The sequence below is a fragment of the Cognatishimia coralii genome, assembly GCF_037478305.1.
Taxonomy (GTDB): Bacteria; Pseudomonadota; Alphaproteobacteria; order Rhodobacterales; family Rhodobacteraceae; genus Cognatishimia; species Cognatishimia coralii.
Genome location: NZ_JBBGAZ010000005.1, coordinates 149,593 through 167,624, shown reverse-complemented (window position 1 = coordinate 167,624; position 18,032 = coordinate 149,593). Strand labels below are relative to the sequence as shown.

Genomic DNA, 18,032 nt, shown 5'->3' with positions numbered 1-18,032 from the left:
ACAGCCCAAAGCTGCAGATGTAAGCAATCCCGACCATGGCTAAGAAACCTAAATCAGACCCGAACTACAAAGTGATCGCCGAGAACCGGCGGGCGCGGTTTGACTATGCCATTGAGGATGACATCGAATGCGGTGTCGTGCTGATGGGATCAGAGGTTAAAAGCCTGCGCAACGGCGGCTCTAACATTGCCGAGAGCTATGCCGAGGTGAAAGACGGTGAGCTTTGGCTCGTGAACTCTTATATCGCGCCCTATGATCGGGCGATGTTTGCTCATCTGGAACGACGCCGCCGCAAGCTCTTGGTAAGCAAACGCGAACTTGCGCGCTTGTGGAATGAGACCCAGCGTAAAGGCATGACCATTGTGCCGATTGTTATGTATTTCAATCACAAGGGCTATGTGAAGCTGAAGGTCGGCATCGCCAAAGGTAAAAAGCTGCACGACAAGCGTGCGACCGAGGCGAAGCGCGATTGGGGCCGTCAGAAGCAGCGTCTATTGCGGCACGGTGACTAATCTCGGACGGGGTTAGATCCAAAATCCATCCAGCAATCCTGACGTAGCGTAAGCGCGTCCAGAGTTGAGCAACACAAAGATAGAAATTTACGCATATGAGGCGCCAGAAATGAAAATCCCCATGCTGCGCGGGGCAGCATGGGGGTACTCGTAACTCCCTGGCACTCGTATTACGGTCCGCATCAAAGGCGGAATTCCTGAGATTCTGGGGCGCTTTTTGCCATATAATTCATATGATTAAGCGCGCACGCAACGGCATAAAAACAATCTTACCGCGTCTTACCCTATAATTTTAGCCTTTAATCAGTAACTTGGAAACAGGTTTCTTGAGATTCCTTGTGCCGTTGAAAAGCTATTGTATAGATCAATACGCTTTAAATATCTGAAAAACAAAGCGCACAAAAGCACTTAGTCGGTCTTAGACGACGATAGGCGATCTCATTGTTCCCAATCATTGAACCCGGGGCCAATTATTGGTGTCGAAAACCACCTGTGTTGAATAACACGTAAAGGTTGTATTTGCGTGTGGTCTTCACCCAGTGATTCTAATTTGCACGCGCTGAACGGGGAAATTTGAGGAGTTCCCTTGCGACTCTAGCCCTCTGGTAGTAGGCAAAGCCAGATTTCCTCAAAAGGTGCAGCATGGCACAGGATGATCCAAAAACGATTGTCTCGACGGCTTGGTTGAACGCCAATCTTAAGGACCCAGATCTTCGTATTCTGGATGCCTCTTGGTATTTGCCGACCGAGTCTCGGGATCCGAAAGCGGAATTTGACGCAAGCCACATTCCAGGCGCGCGGTTCTTTGACATCGAAGATATCTCTGACCACCGCTCGAACCTGCCCCATATGGTGCCACCGGTGGAAAAGTTTCTGTCGCGCATCCGTGAGTTGGGCGTGGGCGATGGGCACCAGATCGTTGTCTATGACGGCGCGGGGTTGTTTTCCGCTGCGCGTGTATGGTGGCTTTTCAAGCTGATGGGGCACGACAATATCGCGGTGCTTGACGGCGGCTTGCCGAAATGGACCGCCGAGGGACGGCCAGTAACCAACGAGCCTCCTGTAATCCGAGATCGCCACATGTTTGCGCGTCCGCGTTATGAGATGGTTAAGGATGTGACCGAGGTCAGCCGAGCCTCTAAGTTGATGGACTATGTGATCATCGATGCCCGCGCCGCTGATCGGTTCAAAGGCGAGGCAGCCGAGCCGCGTCCGGGCATGCGCGCAGGTCATATCCCGAACGCGCGCAATGTGCCGTTCAGCACTCTGTTGAACGCTGACAAAACCATGAAAGACCCCGAGGCTTTGAAAGAAATCTTCGAAGCAGCCGGGGTTGATCTGGCAAAACCCGCAATCACTTCTTGCGGCTCTGGTGTGACAGCCGCGGTGCTCTGTCTTGCCATGGAGCGCTTTGGCAAGACTGATCATTCCCTTTACGACGGATCTTGGACTGAATGGGGCGCCTTCCCCACAGTTCCTATTGCGACTGGAGACGCATAATGCTGAGCAACCTCAAAGCACAACCGGCAGACAAAATCCTGACCCTGATGGCGGCCTATCGCGAAGATCCGCGTCCTGCCAAAGTGGATCTGGGCGTTGGCGTCTACAAAAACGCAGAGGGCGTGACGCCTGTTATGCGGGCTGTGAAAGAAGCAGAGCGCCGTCTGGTGGAGACACAGGAAAGCAAGAGCTATGTGGCTCTGGCGGGCGACCCTGCATATGCGGATGCGATGATCGGCCTGATCCTGGGCGAGAGCGTCGCGCGCGACTCCATCGCAGCGGTGGCCACTCCGGGTGGCACGGGCGCGGTGCGTCAGGCATTTGAGCTGATCAAAATCGCAAATCCTGCCGCTAAAGTGCACGTGTCCAACCCAACCTGGCCAAACCACGTGTCGATCCTGAAGTATGTGGGCATCGAGGCGGTTCCGTATCGCTATTTTGATACGGAAACACGCGGTGTTGATTTCGAGGGCATGCTTGAGGATCTCGGCAAGGCCGCCGAGGGCGATGTCGTTCTGCTGCATGGCTGTTGCCACAACCCAACCGGCGCGAACCTGAACCTGACGCAGTGGCAGAAGGTTGTGGATCTGATCAACGAGAAAAAGCTGCTGGCGATGGTCGATATTGCCTATCAGGGTTTCGGCGACGGTCTGGAAGAAGATGCTCAGGCTGTGCGCCTTGTGGCCTCCTCCGTGGCGAATGTTCTGATCGCGGGCAGCTGTTCCAAGAACTTCGGCATCTATCGTGAACGTACCGGCATTCTGATGGCAATCTCGGCTGACGCTGAAACGCCAATCGTGCAACAGAACCTGAATTTCCTGAACCGTCAGAACTATTCCTTCCCACCGGATCACGGTGCGCGTGTAGTCACCACCATTCTGACGGATCCAGAGCTGCGTGCCGATTGGGCTGCCGAACTCGAAGAGGTGCGCCTCTCGATGCTGGGGCTGCGGGAGCAACTGGCCGAGGAGCTGCGGGAGCGTTCCGGTTCTGATCGTTTTGGCTTTATCGCGCAGCACCGTGGTATGTTCAGTCAGATCGGCACAACGCCAGAGTTGGTGGAAAAGATGCGCGTGGACAGCGCGATCTATATGGTCAGCGACAGCCGCATGAATATCGCGGGCCTGAATGACAAATCTGTGCCGATTTTGGCGAAAGCGATCGTCGACGCAGGCGTTTAACGCTCGCTGGTAGAATTATTGAAAGGCGCTCGTTTCAGGGCGCCTTTTCTTTTTTTGAAATTTTTTTCAATCGTGCGACGGAACGCGTCGCGTCGCCCGTATCACTCCCATACAGCAACGGGAACGAGACCCGACCTCGAGCAGAAAGCGGGCCGTGTTCAACCTGTCCCCGAGACACGGCCTTCCCCTGTGTCACCCGGCCGCTCCCCAAAAGTTGGCCACTTCCCTTGGTGACACATCGCCCGGGCCCTGTGCCCGGGCGCGTTTCGTGATAATAGCAGCTTTATGCAGACTCTGGCCCATATTTCATTGGTGGTTCGCGACTATAATGAGGCGATTGCCTTCTACGTTGACGTTCTGGGGTTCGAACTGGTGGAAGACAGCTATCAACCCGAGCAAGACAAACGTTGGGTTGTGGTGCGGCCAAACGGAGGGGGCGCCTCGATATTGCTTGCGCGAGCGTCCAGTCCCGAGCAGGCTGAGTTTATCGGAAATCAGGCCGGAGGGCGTGTGTTTCTGTTTCTTCAGACGGATGATTTTTGGCGTGATTACAATGATCTAGTATCAAAAGGTGTGGAGTTCGCGCGCGCGCCAAAGACCGCGGAATACGGTATAGTCGCTGTCTTCAAAGATCTCTATGGCACGCTCTGGGACCTTGTTCAGTTCACCGATGGGCGTCCTTGACGACCACAATTTTCCAGGGCCTCGACCCCACAAATGGCACTTAAGTGCTTCCAGATGTTCACAAATTGCTTGTCAAAGTGGCAGATCATACATACTACCTAGGATGCAGGTTGCGAGTAATAAACCCGCTTAGCGAGTGAAATATAATAACATTATCCTATCCTGAGGTTAAAAACATGACACTCCCCAGAGCAATCGGGCTCGCGACAGCATTTTTTGTGCTGCCGTCCTTCAGCTTTGCGAGCGACGGTTCATCCAATGCGGCATCCCCTGACACCGTCTTTATTTTCAACTCACTTCTCTTTCTGATCGGCGGTTTCCTCGTCTTTTGGATGGCGGCTGGTTTTGCCATGCTCGAAGCGGGGCTTGTGCGCAGCAAGAACGTGGCCATGCAGCTGACGAAAAACATGTCACTCTTCGCGGTTGCAGCCACGCTTTATTACCTATTTGGCTACAATTTGATGTATCCGCTGGGCCAATGGTTCATCGATGGTTTCGTCTCTGCGGCTGTCGGCTTGGCCATTCTTGAGCCGGTCGCTGTCACGCGCGAGCTGGCGGATGACTATTCATACGCGGCCACCGGATCTGACTTCTTCTTCCAGCTCATGTTCTGCGCCACCACTGCGTCTATCGTTTCGGGCGCCTTGGCGGAACGGATCAAACTTTGGCCTTTCCTTGCGTTTACCGTTGTTCTGACCGGATTGATCTATCCGCTCCAGGCCTCGTGGAAATGGGGTGGCGGTTTCCTTGATCAGGCAGGTTTCCTGGACTTCGCGGGCTCTACTGTCGTGCACTCTGTGGGCGGATGGGCCGCTCTGACCGGAGCCCTGATCTTGGGCCCACGTATCGGCAAATACAATGGCGACAAGGTTATGGAGCTGCCTTGGTCTGACCTTAGCCTGGCGGCACTTGGGACGTTTATCCTTTGGCTCGGCTGGTTCGGCTTCAATGGTGCGTCGCAGCTTGCGATGGGCACGGTCGGTGATATCGCAGACATTTCCCGCATCTTTGCCAATACCAACGCGGCGGCGGCCGGAGGGGTTCTCTCAACTCTGATCCTTTCTCAGATCCTGCATGACAAACCGAGCCTCATGGTCGTGCTCAACGGCGCACTCGGAGGCCTCGTGGCGATTACCGCAGAGCCGCTGTACCCATCCCTTGGCATGGCAACGCTGATCGGTGGGCTTGGGGGCATTATTGTAGTCTTCGTGACCATCGGGCTCGACAAGTTGAAAATCGATGACGTTGTGGGCGCGATCCCAGTGCATTTGGCCTGCGGGGTCTGGGGCACTTTGGCGGTGGTCTTTACCAATCCAGACGCAAGCATTCTTGCGCAGCTTTACGGCATTGGCGCAATCGGTCTGTTCACTGCGCTTGCGTCGGCCTTGGTGTGGTGGCTTTTGTCCCTGACGATGGGGCTGCGCGTCGGTATCGAAACCGAGATCGCAGGTCTGGATATCGCTGAACTGAGCAGCGAGGCCTTTCCCGAGCATCTGCGGCAGGTAGGTGACAGCCCAAAACAGGCACCCGAGACTCTGGCCGAAGCATAAACGGGACGGTGCAAAAAAGAAAAAAAGCCCGGAGCAGTCTGCTCCGGGCTTTCTTTGTTTTTTGAGGTCTAAGGCTTAGCCTTTGGAGAACTCAGGATATGCTTCCATACCCAGCTCTGCCATATCCAGACCGGTGATCTCAGCTTCTTCGTCCACACGCAGACCCATGATCGCGTTCAGGATGAACCAGACCACACCGGAGGCGACGACGGTGAAGATACCGACAACCACGATGGCGTAGATCTGAGTGCCCAGGGACGCGTCAGAGTTGGTGAAGACTACTGCGATGGTGCCCCAGATACCTGCGATCAGGTGAACAGGGATCGCGCCAACAACGTCGTCGATCTTCATGCGGTCCAGCATTGGAACTGCGAAGACTACGATCACGCCGCCAACTGCACCGATCAGAGTTGCTGCGCCCAGAGTAGGGGTCAGAGGCTCTGCAGTGATGGACACGAGGCCCGCCAGCGCGCCGTTCAGAACCATGGTCAGGTCAGGCTTTTTGTACATGATTTGAGTCAGGATCAGAGCTGCGATTGCGCCGCCTGCCGCTGCAGTGTTGGTGTTTGCAAAGATGCGCGACACGTCTGCGACGTCGCCAACAGTGCCCATCGCCAGCTGAGAGCCGCCGTTGAAGCCGAACCAACCCAGCCACAGGATGAATGTACCCAGAGTTGCGAGGGTCAGGTTGGAACCTGGCATAGGAACGGTTTTGCCGTCTTTATACTTGCCGATACGTGGACCCAGGATCAGAGCGCCTGTCAGAGCGGCCCAGCCACCTACGGAGTGCACAACGGTGGAACCCGCGAAGTCCAGGAAGCCAGCTGCGTCAAGGAAACCGCCGCCCCATTTCCAGGAAGCCTGCAGTGGGTAGATGACAGCAGTCAGAACGATCGTGAAGATCAGGAATGGCCACAGTTTGATACGCTCGGCGAGAGTACCGGATACGATGGACGCGGTGGTCGCACAGAACATCAGCTGGAAGAAGAAGTCAGAACCAGTGGATGCATAACCATAGTCGTCTGCACCGTCACGGCCAACGCCAACAGCTTCCAGAACACCTACGCCCCAGACGCCGGAGAGAACGCCGTCAACGGACCATGTGCCCAGTGGGTACATCAGGTTGTAGCCGATGAGGTAGTAGAAGATTGCCGCCAGTGAGAACAGGGAGATGTTCTTGATCAGCTGCATGGTAACGTTCTTGCCGCGTACGAGGCCCGCTTCGAGCATCGCAAAGCCTGCTGCCATCCAGAAGACCAGGAAGCCGCCGACGAGGAACAGCAGAGAGTTCAGAATAAAGATCGTGTCGCTGGAGGCGTCGACGCCAGGAACTGCGTCCTGTGCCAGGCCCAGCGATGGCAGAGCGACCAATGCGGAGGCCAAGCCAAGTTTGCTTGCGAGTTTCATGATAGGATATTCCCCTTTTGATCGCGCTCTTACAGCGCGTCTTCGTTGGTTTCGCCGGTCCGCACACGCACAGCCTGCGCCACGTCCAGAACAAAGATCTTGCCGTCACCGATTTTGCCGGTGCGCGCAGTGTTGGAGATGGTTTCAACCACCTGATCAACCATGGAAGCGGCGACGACGAGCTCCAGTTTGACCTTCGGTACAAAATTAACGGTGTATTCTGCACCGCGGTAAATTTCGGTGTGACCGGACTGAGCACCAAAGCCCTTGATCTCGGTTACCATGAGACCGCGCACGCCGATCTCGGTCAGCGCCTCGCGGACCTCCTCGAGCTTGAACGGTTTAATCGTTGCAATAATCAGTTTCACCCTGATCCCCTTTCCTGTGGCTTGGCAGCGCGCGTCGCTGACAAGTCAGTACCGCCGCAGAAAAACCCGCCCCAAGGAGGGAATCGAAGGGAAACAGGGCGTCAACTGCCCAAAAATGGAGCGTTTTTGCACAATTTTTGCACTTTTAAGGCGCGTCGCACAAAAAATAGGCAAAATTTAAAGCGATCTTCCGCTTGCTCGCTGCTCTACATTTTCGATTTCATTAGTTAAAATGTGCCCAATTAAGACCGTCGAGCAGACTGACCCATGCGTGATTCCAAGAAAAAGAAGTCGCCCCTCGTGGCTGACAATCGCTATGGCGCCAAGCGCTCTGGCTGGGGGAAGCCGCCTGGCAAAGCGCCTGCGAAATCCGCAAAACCCGCAAGCAAAGCAAAACGCGGGTCGACACGACGCAAGCCGACGCCCAAGAAGCGAAGCCTCTTGGGGCGGCTCTGGGCGTGGTTCTGGGGGCTGGTCTGGACGATCACATGGCGCGTCGCGATGGTGGTGGCGACGATCATCGGTCTGGCTGTCGGCTATCAATATGTCCTGCTGCCGGATTTGGACACGCTGCTTGATGGGCGCGCGCAGGGCTCTGTGACTTTGATGGACCGCAATGGCGATGTCTTTGCCTGGCGCGGGGATCAGTTCGGTGGAGTCGTGACCGCGAGCTCCGTCTCCCCGCATCTCAAAAACGCCGTCGTCGCGACCGAGGACAAACGGTTCTACAACCACTTCGGCGTCAGCCCGCGCGGCGTGGCCTCAGCCGTCCGCATCAACCTGCGTGAAGGACGGGGGCCTTTGCAGGGCCACGGCGGCTCGACCATTACGCAGCAGACAGCCAAGCTGCTTTGTCTGGGTGTCGAGTTCGACAAAGACCAGTGGAAGAGCGAAGCGGCCTATGTCGCCGATTGCCGCCGCACGTCGATGACCCGCAAGATCACCGAAGCGATTTACGCTTTGGCGATGGAGGTGAAATATTCCAAGGACGAGATCCTCTCGATCTATCTGAACCGCGCCTATATGGGCGGCGGGGCCTATGGGGTTGAGGCCGCGGGGCAGGTCTATTTCGGCAAGAATGCGGCCGAGCTCAGCCCGGCTGAAAGCGCGATGATTGCCGGGCTTTTGACTGCACCGACGCGATTGGCTCCAACCAATAATCTTGAACGCAGTCAGGATCGCGCGGCGACTATCCTGCGGTTGATGAATGAGCAGGGCTACCTAAGCAACGAACAGACTCTCTTTTGGCAAGAAAACCCCGCGACCCTGTCAGAGGCTGCGCAGGCCAAAGCGGGCGGGTATTTCGCGGATTGGATCATGCGCCCTGAGAACCTGCCGGATTTCCTAGGTCAGAACACCACCGAGGACGTGATTATCCAAACCACGCTGGATCAACGCATCCAGACGGCCGCCGAAGAGGGGCTGCAATGGGTCTTTGAAAACAACGTGCGCAAAGGCTCTGAGGCGCAGGCCGCCGTGGTGGTCATGTCTGCTGACGGTGCTGTGCGCGCCATGATCGGTGGGCGTCAGACCAAAGTCAGCGGGGCGTTCAACCGCGCGGTACAGGCGAAACGTCAGACAGGCTCGGCGTTCAAGCCCTTCGTCTATGGGACCGCGCTGGATCTGGGTTACAGCCACAACGATCTGGTCGAGGATGCGCCGCTTTGCATGAACATCCCGGGCTCTGGCGAGTGGTGTCCGCGCAATTACACCAATGAATACTACGGCGATGTGACGCTGGAATGGGCCTTGGCCAATTCGCTCAATATCCCGGCGGTTAAGATCTCAGAGTCGGTCGGTCGCGACAACGTGCGCAAAGTGGCGGCAGACTTTGGCATTGAAAGCGATCTTGCCGATGGTCCGGCACTGGCATTGGGGGCCTCAGAGAGTTCCCTGCTTGAAATGACTGGGGCCTACGCAGGTATTTTGAACGGTGGCTCGTCGGTAACGCCTTATGGGCTGGTTGAATTGCGCCTGCAGGGCGAAGACGAGCCTATGATGGGCACCGCTGGAGGTATTGGCGAGCGGGTCATCACAGAGGGTGCCGCGCGCGAGTTGATCTATATGATGAGTAAAGTCGTCTCTGAGGGCAGTGGTACCCGCGCGCAATTGCCGGGTTGGGAAGTGGCCGGCAAGACGGGCACGACGAGTGCGGCGAAAGACGCGTGGTTCATCGGCTTTACCGCCGACTACGTGACCGGCGTCTGGATGGGCTATGACGACAACACGCCTCTGACCGGCGTGACCGGCGGCGGTCTTCCGGCGGAGATCTGGAAACAGGTTATGACCCGCGTGAGCGACGGTGAAATCCCCCGTGCCTTGCCGGGTTTTACCCCCAGCAGAAATGCCAATCGCGTGCCAGAACCTGTGCGCAACAACCGAGAGAATGTACTGGAACAACTTCTGCGCGGGATTTTGGGCGGGCGGAATTGATCGCTGCATCCTAGAAACGGCGATATTGCTTGGCTGAAAACGCGTTTGCCTAGGGCAAACAAAAGATGTTGCCCTAAAGTGGTGGTCACCCTTGGGGCGCGAACTTGTGAAAATCAGGCGTCCGCTAGCCGAACTTGCGCAGGTCCGCGATCAGAGCATCCAAATCGCCACCGCGTTTGTCCAACATCGCGCCAATCTCGGATTTTTCTGACAGACGCAGGCTGATGCCTTCTACGATCAGATCAAAGAACAGGTTTTTGCCCGTGCGGTTGGACACCAGAAAATCAACCGCAAAAGGCGCTTGCCCGGGCAGGTCTGTCACGGTTTCCACGCGGAAATAGTTCTTTTCCTTCTTGGCGTTTTGCACGACGATCTTGCCACCTTTGAATTCATTAAAGCGGCGGCCGTATTTGCCAGAGATATATTTGGTGAAGGCACTGACATATTGGTTGCGTTGCGACGCGCTCATACGGCGCGCATCCGGTCCCAAAGCCGAGCCTGCGATCCAGGCCACATCTGCGTGGCGTTTGAAGATGCCTTCAAAATCGCGCACCATGCCATTGATCGATTTCCCGGACGCGATCACTTGGTTGATATCGGTGACGACTTTGTCGACCAGAACACGGGCTTCTCCGGTGGTCAGCGCGAAGGCAGAAGCCGGCATCAGGGCCAGAGCTGCGCCGGATGCGAGGAAAATACGACGTTTCATAACATCACCTACTGAGCAAATGGATCCGCGAAGGGATCCGAAAATGGATCTACGTCACTGGCTTCGACCGTGACTCCAAGTTCAAATCGGCGGTTCTGCAGGTACAAAATCCGAGCCTGCGCATAGCTGTCGGCACTCTCATAAAGAACCGAGTCGACGGCATCGGCAAAATCATACCGCGTACCAAGTTGATCGGCAAAAGTCGCCGCCGTCCCGACATAGCTTTCCGGACGGGGCAGAACGATGGCCACCGGGTCCAAGGCAAAATCAAGAATAGTGCCGACGGTGTCACGCGACGTCGATGGACCAAACACCGGCAATTCAACATAGGCGCCTTCGCCTGCGCCCCACACATGCAGGGTCTCGCCAAAGTCGGTTTTCCGCAGGGGAATGCCCATGCCGGTCGCCATGTCTCCGGTGCCAAAGACGCCAAAGACCGTGTTCACTACAAAGCGTGCCGTGTTGTTCCCCGCATTGCGCAGGTCGCCTTGCAGGACATTGTTCAGAATATCGGCAGGCAGGCCCAGATGCTCGGCCACATTCGAGACAACCTGACGGCCGCCTTCTGGGATCGCGGTGCCATAGCCTCGTGACAGAGGCCGCACGATGTTGCGATCCAACGCCAGGTTGAACGCATGGACATTGCGGTTCGCATCTTCATGCGGATCGTGGATATCCGAGGTGACCGCAGGGCGCGACGCTGCGCAGGCTGTCAAAGACAGCGCAGCGAGAAGTGCGAAAATTTTGCGGCCGGTCGACATCAAATTCGAGTCCATATGTGTTCAAATTTATCCAAAGATCTTTGCGTCCTCATAAAGCATTTAGAATGTTGACTTAAAGACCAGATATGCACGCAGAAAATCCTATCCTACCTGTGGCGAATGGGCCACAACGGTTTCTTGGGTCAAACATTGCCTTCCAACGGTCGAATTTGGGGCTGGGTAAAAGGCATGAGTAAGTCGCATCAGACCCTAGATTTGGTACCGAAAGGCGCGGTGTCAATGATCATTGGGATCGGAATATTTAGCTTTTTCGGTAACTTACTTTTGCTATCGGGCCCTCTCTATATGCTGCAGATCTATGATCGCGTTCTGGCGACCCGATCCTTGGAAACGCTGCTTGGGCTGTCGGTGATCACAGCTTTTCTTCTACTGACATGGGGGGTACTCGATTTTTCACGTGGGCGTGTTCTTGCTCGTCTTGGGTCAGAGTTTCGCTCAAGATTTGATCAATGTTTGGGGTTAGTCCCTCAATCTCAAAGAGATCGTTTCCGTGACGTTTCCCGAACGCGGATGATTGCTTGGGCGGACTCGGCCGAACGACTGGTGTCTCCACCTATCGGAGCGGCGCTGGCGGATGCTATATGGGCGCCAATCTTTTTGGTGGGGCTCGCATTTTTCCATCCTCTGATGTGTCTGCTTGCCTGCGTCGCGATCGCGGGAACAGTCGGCATTCAAACTATTGGGCATCAGATTGGGCGGGCGCGTGTTGAAGAAGCGCGCGGCCATGGGTTTAAATCAGGCCAAATCGCGTCACAGATCGACGCCGCAGGTGCAACATCGCTGCGAACTGACCATCACCGCAATCTCTGGCGACATTGGTTTGATATTCGGGTCCGCGCGGTTCGCGCAGAGGCAAAAGGTACGGATATACAGGGTGCGGTCATGGCAGTTTTGCGCACGTGGAAGCTTTGCGCGCAATCCGCGATGCTCGGGCTTGGCGCCTATTTGGTTTTGCAGGCAGGGCTTTCGCCCGGTGCAATGGTCGCAGCCACCATTCTGTTGGCGCGTGCGAGTGCCCCGTTGGACGTCCTGTCCGCGCAATGGCCGGTGGTAGTGGACGCAGGGCGAAGCCTGCGGGCGCTCGCCACGATTTTGGCGCAACATCCGCTCAAGCCAGATACCATCCCGGTCAAGGAGCAATCTGCGCGGGTTTTGGTTAGCTCGCTTAGGCTATCGGTGGCAAGTGACTCAAACTCGCCTCCACTCAACTTTGAAGTCCAGCCCGGAGAGACCCTTGGTGTGATTGGTTCGTTCGGGTCTGGCAAGACAGAATTACTTCGTGCGCTACAAGGGCTAACGGGGGCAGCACGGGCCTGCCAAAACACCATGTTTGTGAGTGCGGAACCGCAGATTTTCACGGGGTCCATCGCGCAAAATATTTCGGGATTTCGAACAGAGGCCAAGGCCGCCCAAATCTTGAATGCCGCTAAGGCGGCAGGTCTCGCTGACGACGTCGCAAAACTGGACGAAGGCTTCAACTCGGATGTGGACGTAGCCTTGTCCGCCTGGCCAAAGGCTATGCGCTATCGATTGGCATTGGCACATGCGATCTATGACTCCCCACCCGTTTTACTCTTGGACGATCCATTTAACGGCCAACCTCCAGAGGGTGTTCATGCGATAGCGGCCTTATGCGAAGCCCGCTCCAAAGCGGGTAAAACCACGATCTTTACAGCGCGCCATCCGACCGCTTTGGGCTCTGTCCACAAACTCTTGTGGTTGGATAAGGGCCAGAATCTCGGGTTCGGACCGAGGGATTCCGTGCTGGCGTGTTTCCTTGCCCCACGCGCCTCACAAGAACGCGCAACGCAATTGGATCTGGCGTCATGAGGGACCCGATCTCTTGGCATGCGGCGCTGCGCATGGGGGCAATCACTCTTGTCGCATTTCTGGTTGGGTTTGTTGGTTTATCATCCGCCATTCCAATTCAGAGCGCTATTGTGTCATCCGGACATTTGACCCTCAGCCAATCTACTCATTGGGTGCAGCATCCGACGGGCGGAAAAGTTCTTAAGCTTGCAGTGGGTGCAGGTCAGATTGTTAACAAAGACACGCTCTTGCTGGTGCTGGAGGACCCCAACGTTTCGCACCAAACCTCGGTGCTGACGAAATCTTTGTTGGATATTCAGGCACGACATGCGCGACTCATCGTTCAGCTCGCAGGGGGACGCGAAGTCGACTTTGCGTCCGTGAATACGCCGTCTGGCGCAGTCGACATTCCCGAAGATGTACAAAAGCTTCAGAAGGATATTCTCACAGCAGAGCAGCTTGCCTGGGCCAATCACGTGGAACAAATGCAAAGACGTCAGACAACGTTGCGCCGTCAACTGGTCGCGGCTGACGCGCGGATTGCCTCGCTGAGCACGCGTTTGGATCTGTTTCAAGAGGATTTGCAAACCCAGGAGGCGCTTGTTGCGAAAGCCATTGTGTCTGCCTCAAGCGTGATGCCCTTACGGCACAAAATCGCAGAGCTGGAAGGCGAGCTGGTCGCGCTTAAAGCTGAAAAAACAGTCTTTGAGGGTCAGGTGCTCGAACTTGGCCTTGATCTTGCGCGACAAACCTCAGCCCGCCGCGCCAAAATTCTCTCAGAAATTGAGCGCGCAGAACAGGAGATCACAGAGGTGCAGAATAGCTTATCTGACTTTGCCAGGCAGGCCGAAGCACTGAGCCTACGCGCGCCATTTTCGGGGCAGGTTCATGATCTCAGAGTTACAACCGAGCAGACCGTCTTGCGCGCTGCCCAACCGGCAATGGCCATCGTTCCGTTGGGAGCCGGAACCCATGCCAAACTAAAGGTTTCACCAAAGAACATTGATCATATTTACCCGGGTCAGCCTGCGCGTGTCCATTTGGATGGGCACGCGCCAGACTTTTGGCAGACCGGGCATGTAACACGCGTTTCGGCGGATGTTCTGGAAGGGCGCGGTGACGCGCAGCACTACTTCGAAGTCGATGTCGAGCTGTCTGCAATTGGTGGGTCACTTGGCGAAAACGCGCGTCTTGGCATGCCTGTCACCGCCTATTTCGCGACCCAATCCAGCAGCATACTGAGCTATCTTCTGGCACCTTTCGCAGACTATGCGCGCAAAGCTTTCCGCGAGACTTGAATGTCCCCATAAATTCCGCTTCTCATGACGCGATTGCGCGCCTAATGTGCCGCCAGATTTACAAGAGGAAAGCCGATGAGTGGTTTTGAAAGCAAGCTTGCAGAAATGGGTGTCACTTTGCCTGACGCGCCAGCCCCTGCAGCCAATTATGTCCCTTATGTTCAGGTTGGTGACACGCTTTATGTCTCGGGCCAGATTTCTGCAGGTGCGGATGGCTTTATCACGGGCAAGCTCGGCGATGACATGAGCGTCGAGGACGGTGCCGCTGCGGCCCGCACCTGCGCGATTTCTCTGCTCGCTCAAGTAAAAGCCGCCTGTGGTGGCGATCTGGACCGTCTGGTGCGCGTTGTGAAGCTGACCGGTTTTGTCAATTCCACCGCGGAATTCGGCGACCAACCCAAGGTTGTGAACGGAGCCTCTGATTTCCTAGCCGAGGCGCTGGGCGACGCAGGCCGCCATTCCCGGTCTGCGGTTTCTGCGGCGTCTTTGCCTTTCGGTGTTGCGGTTGAAATCGAAGGTATCTTCCAGATCAAATGACCCCAAAACTTGCGCCCGCGTTCCTGACAACGCCTCTGGCGCACCGCGCCTTGCATGATGTCACCGATGGCCGCCCGGAAAACAGCCGCGCGGCCATTCAGGCGGCGATCAGGGCGGGATATGGCATTGAAATCGACCTGCAATTGTCGCGCGATGATCAGGCGATGGTGTTTCATGACTATGGGCTTGATCGCCTCGCGGACGCCAGCGGCCCGATCCGTCAAAAGTCGGCACAAGAACTTGCATCAATTGGCTTGAAAGGTGGCGACGAGGCCATTCCGACTTTGCCGGAGGTGCTTGAGCTGGTCGGGGGGCGTGTGCCTCTGCTGATTGAACTTAAGGATCAGGATGGGCAGATGGGCACGAATATTGGCACGCTCGAGGCCGCGACGGTTGCTGCCCTGAACGCCTATGCGGGGCCCGTCGCTGTGATGTCGTTTAACCCAAACAGTGTGGCCAAGCTGGCGGATCTCTGCCCCGAAATCCCGAGAGGGATAACAACCAGTTGCTATGCCTATGAAGATTGGGCCCCGCTTCCTAAACGCATCTGCGACCACCTGCGGGATATCCCTGATTTCGCCCGTGTAGGCGCCAGTTTCATCAGCCACGAGGTCGACGACCTGACGCGCCCCCGCGTTGCGGAGTTGAAATCGCAGGGCGCAGATATCCTCTGTTGGACGGTTACATCGCCTCAGATCGAGGCAGAGGCGCGCAAAGTGGCGGCAAATATCACCTTTGAACAATATCTGGCCGAGTTCCCCGCTTGAACATCCCAAGTGCTGCGCCAAATATGGGGTGAGGGGCAGACATGAGCGAACCTATTGAAATTCAACTACATCGGTCGCTGGCCGAGATCACCCCGGCCGATTGGGACGCCTGCGCGCGCGCCGAACACCAGCGCCCCGTTGACCCGTTCACCACCTATCGCTTTCTAAAGGCGCTTGAGGACAGCGGATCCGTCGGACCGGGCACCGGCTGGCAGCCGCAATATCTGACCGCCCATGCGGGATCAGAGCTGATCGCCGTCGCCCCACTTTATGCCAAGGGGCACAGTCAGGGCGAATACGTCTTTGACCACAATTGGGCGCATGCCTATCAAAACGCGGGTGGGCGGTATTATCCCAAATTGCAGATCGCAGTGCCCTTTACGCCAGCGACTGGCCGCCGGTTCCTGACCAAGCCGGGATATGAAGAGATCGGGCAGGCCGCTTTGGTGCAAGGCGCGCTGCAAATCGGTGAGCAGAACCAGCTCAGTTCTCTGCATGTGACCTTCTGTACAGACCAAGAGGTCGAGATCGGCCGCGAGATGGGGCTTTTGCACCGCACCGGTCAGCAGTTTCATTGGGTGAACGAAGAGTATGCTGACTTCGACGACTTCCTCGCCACGCTGTCCAGCCGCAAACGCAAAAACATCCGCAAGGAACGCAAACAGGCGCAGGCCTTTGGCGGCGAAATACGGAGCTATACGGGCGATCAGATTAGACCTGAACATTGGGACGCCATCTGGGCGTTTTATCAGGACACGGGCAGTCGCAAATGGGGCACGCCCTATCTGACCCGAGACTTCTTTGAGATCGCGCATCAGACGCTGCGAGACGACGTGCTGCTTATCATGGCCGAAATCGGTGGATCGCCCATTGCGGGCGCGATGAATATGATCGGAGCCGAGACGCTTTTTGGGCGCTATTGGGGCTGTATTCAGGATCACGCCTGCCTGCATTTCGAAATCTGTTACTATCAAGCCATCGACTGGGCGATTGCCAATGGTCTCACGCGGGTCGAAGCGGGCGCGCAGGGCGAACATAAACTGGCACGGGGGTATTTGCCGGTGGAAACCCATTCGCTGCATTGGATGGCGGATCAGGGGTTCTCGGATGCCGTCGCGCAATATCTGGTGGCGGAACGGGATGCGGTTGCGCAAGAGATCGAGATCCTGACGTCCTACGGCCCCTTTCGGAACACGACGCAGGAGGATCACGAATGACCGAAAAGCTCTCTCAGGACGCACGCGAGACCGAGTTGCCGGCTTTGATCGAAGCAGGGTGGGTCTTGGATGCAGAACGCGACGCGATCTCTAAAACCTTTAAGTTCAAGAACTTCATAGAGGCCTTCGGCTTTATGACCCGCGCGGCGATCTGGGCCGAGAAATGGGTGCACCACCCGGAATGGTTCAATGTTTACAATCGCGTAGAGGTCAGGTTGACGACTCATGACGTGGGTGGGCTCAGCCCATTGGACATGAAACTCGCGCGCAAAATGGATGCGCTGGCGGGTTAGGCGCCAAAATCGGGCAGGTCTGCCGCGTCTTCGCAGAAAATCAGACGATTCCCGAAGGGATCATTGATGGTCATATCGCGCATGCCCCAAGGCTGATCCTGATACCCGGGCCGGGCATGCCGATATTTCTTTGCATTCAAAGCCGCGCAATATCCCACCACATCTTGGATCGAAATACGCACTGAAGACCCCGGCGTGGCGTCTCCGAAATGCTCAGAGACGTGCAATTCGCAATCGCCAAACCTTAACCCCAGATAGAGCGGTGTGTTCGGCTCAAATCGATGCTCGAACGTCACCTCAAACCCAAGAAAATCAATATAGAACTCGCGCGCCTTGGCTTCGTCAAAGCTGCGGAAGATCGGGATGATGGTTTGGCCTGCCATAGCGAAAAGGGCGACCCCGTAGGACCGCCCGTATCCTTAGATCGCGTCGCGGATCGCTTCGCCGCCCGAGACGTCACAGACGCCTGGGTTTTCTTCGGCTTGCAACACTTTGACCACGCCGTCCTCGGCGTAAAGCGCGTAGCGCTTAGAACGTGCGATCAGGCCTGCAGGGGGTGCTGTGAAGTCCATGCCAACCGCTTTGGTGAATTCAGATTGCGCATCACCCAAGAAGGTCAGGCCCGCTTCGGTCGCGCCGGTGGCCTCGCCCCAGGCTTTCATCACAAACGGGTCGTTCACAGAAATACAGATCACTTCGTCCACGCCTTTTGCGTCAAAGTCACCTTTGGTGCGGATAAAGCTTGGCACATGCGCGGTCGAGCAGACGCCGGTGTAAGCGCCGGGCAGGGCGAAAATCACGACTTTGCGGCCTGCGAGTTTTTCGCTCAGTGACACGCCTTCAGGGCCGTTTTCGCCAAGGGTCAGCAGGGTTGCGTCTGGCAGTTTGTCTCCAACAGATATCGTCATTGAATGGGGCTCCGTAATTTGGGTTTGCTTGAGAATGAGTTATAGGGCTAGAGCTAGGTTCAGCAACTAGATTTGAG

General features: G+C 56.3%; 18 protein-coding genes. 12 read left to right on the top strand and 6 right to left on the bottom strand.

Features of this window, described 5'->3' with window-relative positions:
* Positions 1–35: 35 nt before the first annotated feature.
* The 5 genes from smpB (at position 36) to WG622_RS11115 (ending at position 5,427) form a co-directional block, all read left to right on the top strand.
* A complete protein-coding gene (smpB, locus tag WG622_RS11135; protein ID WP_339403643.1) occupies positions 36–512 on the top strand; it encodes an SsrA-binding protein SmpB in 477 nt (158 codons plus the stop codon).
* 642 nt (positions 513–1,154) lie between these two features.
* Positions 1,155–2,012 carry a 3-mercaptopyruvate sulfurtransferase gene (sseA, locus tag WG622_RS11130; RefSeq protein ID WP_339403642.1) on the top strand — a complete coding sequence of 286 codons (858 nt, stop codon included), beginning with the start codon at positions 1,155–1,157 and terminating at the stop codon, positions 2,010–2,012.
* A complete protein-coding gene (locus WG622_RS11125) occupies positions 2,012–3,193 on the top strand; it encodes an amino acid aminotransferase (RefSeq protein ID WP_339403641.1) in 1,182 nt (393 codons plus the stop codon). Before sseA ends, WG622_RS11125 begins: the two co-directional genes overlap by 1 nt.
* Positions 3,194–3,478: 285 nt before the next feature.
* Entirely contained in the window at positions 3,479–3,877 is a 399-nt protein-coding gene (locus tag WG622_RS11120) for a VOC family protein (RefSeq protein WP_339403640.1), read from the top strand.
* A gap of 176 nt (positions 3,878–4,053) precedes the next feature.
* Positions 4,054–5,427, top strand: a complete 1,374-nt coding sequence (locus WG622_RS11115; RefSeq protein WP_339403639.1) for an ammonium transporter family protein — start codon at positions 4,054–4,056, stop codon at positions 5,425–5,427.
* 75 nt (positions 5,428–5,502) lie between these two features.
* On the opposite strand, the gene WG622_RS11110 is transcribed toward WG622_RS11115, so the two are convergent.
* Entirely contained in the window at positions 5,503–6,834 is a 1,332-nt protein-coding gene (locus WG622_RS11110; RefSeq protein ID WP_209355190.1) for an ammonium transporter, read from the bottom strand.
* A 29-nt stretch (positions 6,835–6,863) separates the two neighbouring features.
* On the bottom strand, positions 6,864–7,202 hold the full coding sequence (locus WG622_RS11105) for a P-II family nitrogen regulator (protein ID WP_209355191.1): 339 nt from the start codon (positions 7,200–7,202) through the stop codon (positions 6,864–6,866).
* Between the two features lie 267 nt (positions 7,203–7,469).
* Here WG622_RS11105 and WG622_RS11100 point away from each other — a divergent pair, with 267 nt between their 5' ends.
* On the top strand, positions 7,470–9,635 hold the full coding sequence (locus tag WG622_RS11100; protein WP_339403638.1) for a transglycosylase domain-containing protein: 2,166 nt from the start codon (positions 7,470–7,472) through the stop codon (positions 9,633–9,635).
* Positions 9,636–9,759: 124 nt separating this feature from the next.
* Here the strand turns inward: WG622_RS11100 and WG622_RS11095 are convergent, their stop codons facing one another.
* Positions 9,760–10,344, bottom strand: coding sequence for an MlaC/ttg2D family ABC transporter substrate-binding protein (locus WG622_RS11095; RefSeq protein ID WP_339403637.1), 585 nt, complete (start codon positions 10,342–10,344; stop codon positions 9,760–9,762).
* A gap of 8 nt (positions 10,345–10,352) precedes the next feature.
* Positions 10,353–11,105, bottom strand: a complete 753-nt coding sequence (locus WG622_RS11090; protein WP_245168625.1) for an MlaA family lipoprotein — start codon at positions 11,103–11,105, stop codon at positions 10,353–10,355.
* 564 nt (positions 11,106–11,669) lie between these two features.
* Here WG622_RS11090 and WG622_RS11085 point away from each other — a divergent pair.
* The 6 genes from WG622_RS11085 to WG622_RS11060 all read left to right on the top strand — a co-directional run bounded on the left by WG622_RS11085 (position 11,670) and on the right by WG622_RS11060 (position 17,047).
* Positions 11,670–12,956: an ATP-binding cassette domain-containing protein gene (locus tag WG622_RS11085; RefSeq protein WP_339403636.1), complete on the top strand. Its 1,287-nt coding sequence runs from the start codon at positions 11,670–11,672 to the stop codon at positions 12,954–12,956.
* The gene (locus tag WG622_RS11080) at positions 12,953–14,233 is read left to right on the top strand and encodes an HlyD family type I secretion periplasmic adaptor subunit (RefSeq protein WP_339403635.1); all 1,281 of its coding nucleotides are present in this window, start codon (positions 12,953–12,955) and stop codon (positions 14,231–14,233) included. The genes WG622_RS11085 and WG622_RS11080 overlap by 4 nt, the downstream gene beginning before the upstream one ends.
* A gap of 75 nt (positions 14,234–14,308) precedes the next feature.
* Positions 14,309–14,770: a RidA family protein gene (locus WG622_RS11075; protein WP_339403634.1), complete on the top strand. Its 462-nt coding sequence runs from the start codon at positions 14,309–14,311 to the stop codon at positions 14,768–14,770.
* Positions 14,767–15,537: a glycerophosphodiester phosphodiesterase family protein gene (locus WG622_RS11070; protein WP_339403633.1), complete on the top strand. Its 771-nt coding sequence runs from the start codon at positions 14,767–14,769 to the stop codon at positions 15,535–15,537. The genes WG622_RS11075 and WG622_RS11070 overlap by 4 nt, the downstream gene beginning before the upstream one ends.
* A gap of 41 nt (positions 15,538–15,578) precedes the next feature.
* Positions 15,579–16,754, top strand: a complete 1,176-nt coding sequence (locus WG622_RS11065; protein WP_339403632.1) for a GNAT family N-acetyltransferase — start codon at positions 15,579–15,581, stop codon at positions 16,752–16,754.
* Complete coding sequence (locus WG622_RS11060; protein WP_339403631.1) at positions 16,751–17,047, top strand: 4a-hydroxytetrahydrobiopterin dehydratase; 297 nt, start codon at positions 16,751–16,753, stop codon at positions 17,045–17,047. The genes WG622_RS11065 and WG622_RS11060 overlap by 4 nt, the downstream gene beginning before the upstream one ends.
* On the opposite strand, the gene WG622_RS11055 is transcribed toward WG622_RS11060, so the two are convergent.
* Together WG622_RS11055 and WG622_RS11050 are read right to left on the bottom strand one after the other, a co-directional pair.
* The gene (locus WG622_RS11055) at positions 17,044–17,430 is read right to left on the bottom strand and encodes a glyoxalase superfamily protein (protein WP_339403630.1); all 387 of its coding nucleotides are present in this window, start codon (positions 17,428–17,430) and stop codon (positions 17,044–17,046) included. The two genes, WG622_RS11060 and WG622_RS11055, sit on opposite strands and share 4 nt — an antisense overlap.
* A 36-nt stretch (positions 17,431–17,466) precedes the next feature.
* Entirely contained in the window at positions 17,467–17,955 is a 489-nt protein-coding gene (locus tag WG622_RS11050; RefSeq protein WP_339403629.1) for a peroxiredoxin, read from the bottom strand.
* Positions 17,956–18,032 lie beyond the last annotated feature (77 nt).

Coding starts and splice junctions, on each gene's coding strand:
- WG622_RS11065 (WP_339403632.1), top strand. CDS start 15,579: ATGAGCGAACCTATTGAAATTCAACTACATCGGTCGCTGGCCGAGATC.
- WG622_RS11095 (WP_339403637.1), bottom strand. CDS start 10,344: ATGAAACGTCGTATTTTCCTCGCATCCGGCGCAGCTCTGGCCCTGATG.
- WG622_RS11070 (WP_339403633.1), top strand. CDS start 14,767: ATGACCCCAAAACTTGCGCCCGCGTTCCTGACAACGCCTCTGGCGCAC.
- WG622_RS11110 (WP_209355190.1), bottom strand. CDS start 6,834: ATGAAACTCGCAAGCAAACTTGGCTTGGCCTCCGCATTGGTCGCTCTG.
- WG622_RS11115 (WP_339403639.1), top strand. CDS start 4,054: ATGACACTCCCCAGAGCAATCGGGCTCGCGACAGCATTTTTTGTGCTG.
- WG622_RS11090 (WP_245168625.1), bottom strand. CDS start 11,105: ATGTCGACCGGCCGCAAAATTTTCGCACTTCTCGCTGCGCTGTCTTTG.
- smpB (WP_339403643.1), top strand. CDS start 36: ATGGCTAAGAAACCTAAATCAGACCCGAACTACAAAGTGATCGCCGAG.
- WG622_RS11100 (WP_339403638.1), top strand. CDS start 7,470: ATGCGTGATTCCAAGAAAAAGAAGTCGCCCCTCGTGGCTGACAATCGC.
- sseA (WP_339403642.1), top strand. CDS start 1,155: ATGGCACAGGATGATCCAAAAACGATTGTCTCGACGGCTTGGTTGAAC.
- WG622_RS11125 (WP_339403641.1), top strand. CDS start 2,012: ATGCTGAGCAACCTCAAAGCACAACCGGCAGACAAAATCCTGACCCTG.
- WG622_RS11050 (WP_339403629.1), bottom strand. CDS start 17,955: ATGACGATATCTGTTGGAGACAAACTGCCAGACGCAACCCTGCTGACC.
- WG622_RS11055 (WP_339403630.1), bottom strand. CDS start 17,430: ATGGCAGGCCAAACCATCATCCCGATCTTCCGCAGCTTTGACGAAGCC.
- WG622_RS11060 (WP_339403631.1), top strand. CDS start 16,751: ATGACCGAAAAGCTCTCTCAGGACGCACGCGAGACCGAGTTGCCGGCT.
- WG622_RS11080 (WP_339403635.1), top strand. CDS start 12,953: ATGAGGGACCCGATCTCTTGGCATGCGGCGCTGCGCATGGGGGCAATC.
- WG622_RS11120 (WP_339403640.1), top strand. CDS start 3,479: ATGCAGACTCTGGCCCATATTTCATTGGTGGTTCGCGACTATAATGAG.
- WG622_RS11075 (WP_339403634.1), top strand. CDS start 14,309: ATGAGTGGTTTTGAAAGCAAGCTTGCAGAAATGGGTGTCACTTTGCCT.